Annotated in this window: 4 protein-coding genes; all 4 read right to left on the minus strand. The window is 32.3% G+C overall.

The window, feature by feature from the left end:
- Nucleotides 1–385: 385 nt before the first annotated feature.
- On the minus strand, nt 386–1,654 hold the full coding sequence (locus tag JMO20_RS02655; RefSeq protein ID WP_202707931.1) for a M24 family metallopeptidase: 1,269 nt from the start codon (nt 1,652–1,654) through the stop codon (nt 386–388).
- A gap of 262 nt (nt 1,655–1,916) precedes the next feature.
- Complete coding sequence (locus JMO20_RS02660) at nt 1,917–2,159, minus strand: hypothetical protein (RefSeq protein ID WP_202707932.1); 243 nt, start codon at nt 2,157–2,159, stop codon at nt 1,917–1,919.
- Between the two features lie 77 nt (nt 2,160–2,236).
- Nucleotides 2,237–2,464: a hypothetical protein gene (locus JMO20_RS02665; protein WP_202707934.1), complete on the minus strand. Its 228-nt coding sequence runs from the start codon at nt 2,462–2,464 to the stop codon at nt 2,237–2,239.
- Between the two features lie 31 nt (nt 2,465–2,495).
- Nucleotides 2,496–4,151, minus strand: a complete 1,656-nt coding sequence (gene hcp / locus JMO20_RS02670; RefSeq protein WP_202707936.1) for a hydroxylamine reductase — start codon at nt 4,149–4,151, stop codon at nt 2,496–2,498.
- Between the last annotated feature and the right edge of the window lie 853 nt (nt 4,152–5,004).

The raw sequence follows: 5,004 nt of genomic DNA on the forward strand, positions 1-5,004 counted from the left end.
TATCACCTTCGGTGTTCAGGACTTTCACCCTATAGACTGTGCCCATGCTGGGCACACCAAAAACACCCCCTCTACATTATATGTAATGGGGATGAATATGATATTTTGTCCAGTATATATAATATTATATTGCTATTATAATTATTATAATTCATAGTTAATTAGACTATACTTTAGAGGTTACTAAATAATACTTTTACTTATGATATGGTTAACCATATTGCTATAACTGTAGTTTTTATATAGCAAAATAACCTTGTATGAGAAGTTGTGCCTATTCAATAAAATTAACCATGCACGCATCTCAAATATTTTTGATTTTTATATATTTTTATTAACGAAATATCCTAGGAATATAATATTGACTAATTTACAGCCTTAACCATCAACCAATAGTAATAAATTTTGTCTGTCTATCCTTTAAATAGCTAACTCCTGTTTTTGTAAAGGCAATAGTTTCTTCTAGAAAAATACATACTTCTTGATTATCCCACTCTGGCACTGTTGAGGTAGTATTAAGCTCTAGTGCATAACAAGTATCATGATACATAGGATAGTCCCCTCTACCAGGCACCTGTCTCTGATTACCCCACAGCCCTATAGTGGGACCTGCTCCATGTCCATGATAACCAATAGGATGAGTATAAAGCATAGCCTTAATATTTTGCTCATTGGCTTCTGCTAATGAAGCAATCATAATTTCATTTCCTGTTCTCCCAGCAACAAAATTCTCTGTTACAATATCTTGGAATTGATTGCACAACTTCAATGCAGTCTCTAGGCCTAATGGTACTCTTTCTTCTTCCGGTTTCAATACATAGGCTATCTTCTGAGTATCGGTACAAAGCCCCATATATGTAATCCCTACATCACAATGAAGGATATCGCCATGAAGGATTACAGTATTCATTATTCTTTTCTCCTTAACCCCTTGACGCTGTAAATCGATTGTAGGTGTGAACCAAAACTCAAGTCCTAAATCCTTTATTTTCTCCATGATCCACCACTCCACATCTTGAGTAGTAGTCACTCCAGGTTTGATAACTTGATTTGAAAATGCCTCATGAATAATATCGCAAGCTACCTTATAGATTTGAGGGTATAGCTCTAGTTCTGGTAAACTTCTACGTTCCAACCATCCTACACATAGCTTTTCTGCACTTACCAATCTCTTGCTATATTCCTCACCTAATGTAGAGATAAGCTTATCATGAAGTCTTTTTGTTAATCCATCTGCTAAAGCAAATTGATCAGAGACATTTATTCCTATTCTATTTGGATCTCTTTCCTCAACAATTCTTTTTATACACTGCCACTGAGTCTCTGACTTACTATTCCAACTTTGGTTGTAAAACTTTGCTAAGTGAGGATTTGTTCCGCATAAAGCTAGAGATTCTAACTGGTTATCTGGACGTAAATAAAATACGATACAAGATAACCGAGAGGCTGTTCGTACTATACCAGGAATCAGTGTGAAAAATACTGGATCTTCATTGTATTCTCTTGCAAGAATAATCCACATGTCAAGTCCTTCTCTTTTCATAAGTTCTGGTAGGATATTATCTAGCCTATACTTAGTACTCATATCCATAACCTCATATTGCTTTTTTATGGGTAATATTTTTTGTTTCTCATACGCAAAATCTTTGCTCATTTTTCATCCCTCTATTTTATTTAGGTAGTGTCAAAGTATGTTTTGGCAAACTTTGGTGAAAATCCTTGTTTTTTTATATTCTATCTATGTTAAACTTGGTACCCCTTGTTTTTAAAGATATTTTAAATTTACAAATAAAAATTACCAATTAACATTGTGATTTAAGTACCATTTTGTTTGATTTGACCCAAATGTCTTACTTAAATCTTCTAAATCATTATATATTTCTCTATTTTTGTCATACACATTTATTTTGTTGTCATTAAATTCGTTTATCCTGAATTCTATGTCCCTCAATCAATTCATTGCTTTCTACTCCAGCCAGTTCAAGTTTTACAAGCCGTTGTATCAACCCTCTTATTATACCTAACTTATTGATAATCTCTGCATCAGAACTAATTGTATGTGTTAAATACATAGTGAATAATCCACCACTTATTAGTAATATCAAAAGACAAATAGCAATCACTGTCAATGTCGATGATCTTTTTCTTAGCGCTGCCAAAACCAGCACATCTTTTCAAATTAGCAAAATTTTCATATAAGTATATTATATTTAAAACCTTGTCGATATTCAATGAATTATGAAATAAAAAATTCAATATAATTTTCTACTGTTCCAATTTCTGCAATACCAAAGTTATCTACAAGCGCCTTAGCAACATTTAGAAATAGGAAACCTGGCAATGTAGATTTAATATGGTCCTTAAATATTATATTTAGACAAATATAATAAAAAATAAGACGACCAAACTGAAATTCTAGCCCAATCGTCTTATCCTTATTCTTTTTATTTAAATCTTCATTCAACCTACAGACCCTTTTATCTAACAGGTTGATATTATTGATAATGCTGTTGAAGTGAATTTTTTAAATCAGTTTCTGGATCACTTATTGGCGTTAAGCTAAAGGTATCTACTAAGTATTGTAATACATTAGGAGATATAAAGGCCGGTAGACTTGGTCCTAAATACATCCCATTTATTCCCAATGATAATAGTGCCAATAAATCAGCAACCGCTTTTTGCTCATACCAAGAAAGTACTATTGTAAGTGGTAGGGAATTTACATCCGTATCAAATGCATCAGCAAGGGTTGAAGCAATCTTAACTGCTGAATATACATCATTACATTGTCCCACATCCAATAGTCTAGGTATCCCTGCCACTGTTCCAAATTCTAATTTATTAAATCTATATTTACCACAGGCTAATGTTAGAATCACACAATCCTCTGGAACCTTCTTAGCAAACTCAGTATAGTAATTTCTTCCTGGCTTTGCACCATCACATCCACCTATTACGAAGAAATGTTTAATGTCTCCATTCTTCACTGCATTTACTATTGTTTCTGCATGGGATAAAGTTTCATGGTGCCCAAACCCTACTAGAATTTCCTTTTCTTCTTCATCCTCTTTGAATCCTCCTAATTGTAATGCCTTATCGATAACTGGACTAAAATCCTTGGTACCATCTTCATTTAGTTTAATATTCTGAATACCATCCCAGCCTACAACATTAGTGCTAAATAACCTATCTTTGTAAGATCCTCTTGGTCTCATTAGACAATTCGTAGTCATTACAATAGCTCCAGGTATATCATTAAACTCCTTTTGTTGATTTTGCCACGCAGATCCATAGTTACCTACTAAGTGTTTATATTTCTTTAATTTTGGATATCCATGACATGGTAACATTTCTCCATGGGTATAGACATTAATCCCTTTTCCTTCCGTCTGCTGAAGAATTTGCTCTAGATCCCTTAAATCATGTCCTGATACTACTATGAATGGTCCCTTTTTAACATTTACATTAACTTTATGTGCAGATGGATTATCATATGTCTCAGTATTTGCTTCGTCTAAAATTCTCATTACTTCTATACTCATTTCTCCAGCTCTCATAGTCATTCGAATAAGATCTTCAAGGGTTAATTCATCATTTGTCGTAGCTTCTAAAGCTCTGAAGTAAAAGTGATCTACTTGATCACTATGGTAATTAATATACCTTGCTTGATGTCCGTAAGCACTTATACCCTTTAATCCGTAAACTATTGTCCATCTTAATGAGCGAATATCTGGGTCGAGATCTTGATCATACATAATACCAGCTTTCACTGCATCCTTAAGCATAGCTTCTTTAGTATCACTGAGGTTATATGTAGCCTCGTCAGGATATTGTCTAGTAGGTGCTTTACTCCTTAAATCTTGCTTTATTTTCTGTGATTCCTTTAATAGCTCTACATGAACCTCGGCATCGAAGTTTACATTAGTTAGAGTAGTAAACAAGCTATTCTCTACAAATTTTACAATTTCCTTATCAATAATTTCTCCATTTTCAATTAAAGGTTTTGCATAACATGATATACCTTTTAATTGATATATCAATAAATCTTGCAAATTAGCTATTTCTGGTGTTTTTCCGCACACCCCATGCTTCGTACAACCTTTTCCTCCCATTGTTTGTTCACACTGATAACAGAACATTGCATTTTCCACTTATTATTCACCTCTTTAAATACTTTTAAGTCCACTCTCTATTAAATTTTTAAGCTGTGTTCAACTACATTATAAGTAAACCATTGTCCAACAATACTTGTAAATCTCAGTTTACTCTTATAACACATTAATGATAATTTGACCTTTAGTGTGATATTTTATTCTTATTATTCTCTAATTTAGACATAAATAATACTACTCTTATGTTTTTTACATAATCATTAATGCTTTGCCTACTAAAATTTGGATCGGTTACAATTAATTAGACAACTAAATTAAGGTCATGCAAACTAAAAATAATATATAAAAAGGAGATTCGTTTATATAACTAAAAGAGAAAGAAGAACCTATACTGATGAGTTCAAAGCACAAAATATTTCATTTTTAACCTTACATCTACTTTAGTTTTCCCGTCTAGGTTTGATAGATTATTATTCCTATGTTTTCATTACTAGTCATCCACTAAAACCTCCTCTTTACTTTAACTTTTCTATCACTTTTTTCTCTACCATTTTTATTTCTATATTTAGATTTATTTTCTTATTGAAATCTCTAACATCAACATTATATATTCATTTTTCTAATCAAAAATACTAAAAATTTATTTTGTAATTATCTACTAATCAGATTCATTGCTGTTCTTATAATTCTGACCAATAGTATAATCTACTTAAAAGTTAGATCCCCATAAAAAAATTCCCTCAAACTTAATCTGAGGGATCGTGCTATATACTATTAGATTTACTGTGAATTTTTTGAAATACTTGAAATTAACCTATTTCTTATCTATCAGTGTTACGGCTTCAGTCGTAAAGTTCTGCCAATCAATCTTCGCCTATGGCTCCATTTCTTG

Origin of the sequence: Sporosalibacterium faouarense (assembly GCF_016765695.1) — a bacterium.
GTDB lineage: Bacteria > Bacillota > Clostridia > Tissierellales > VENL01 > Sporosalibacterium > Sporosalibacterium faouarense.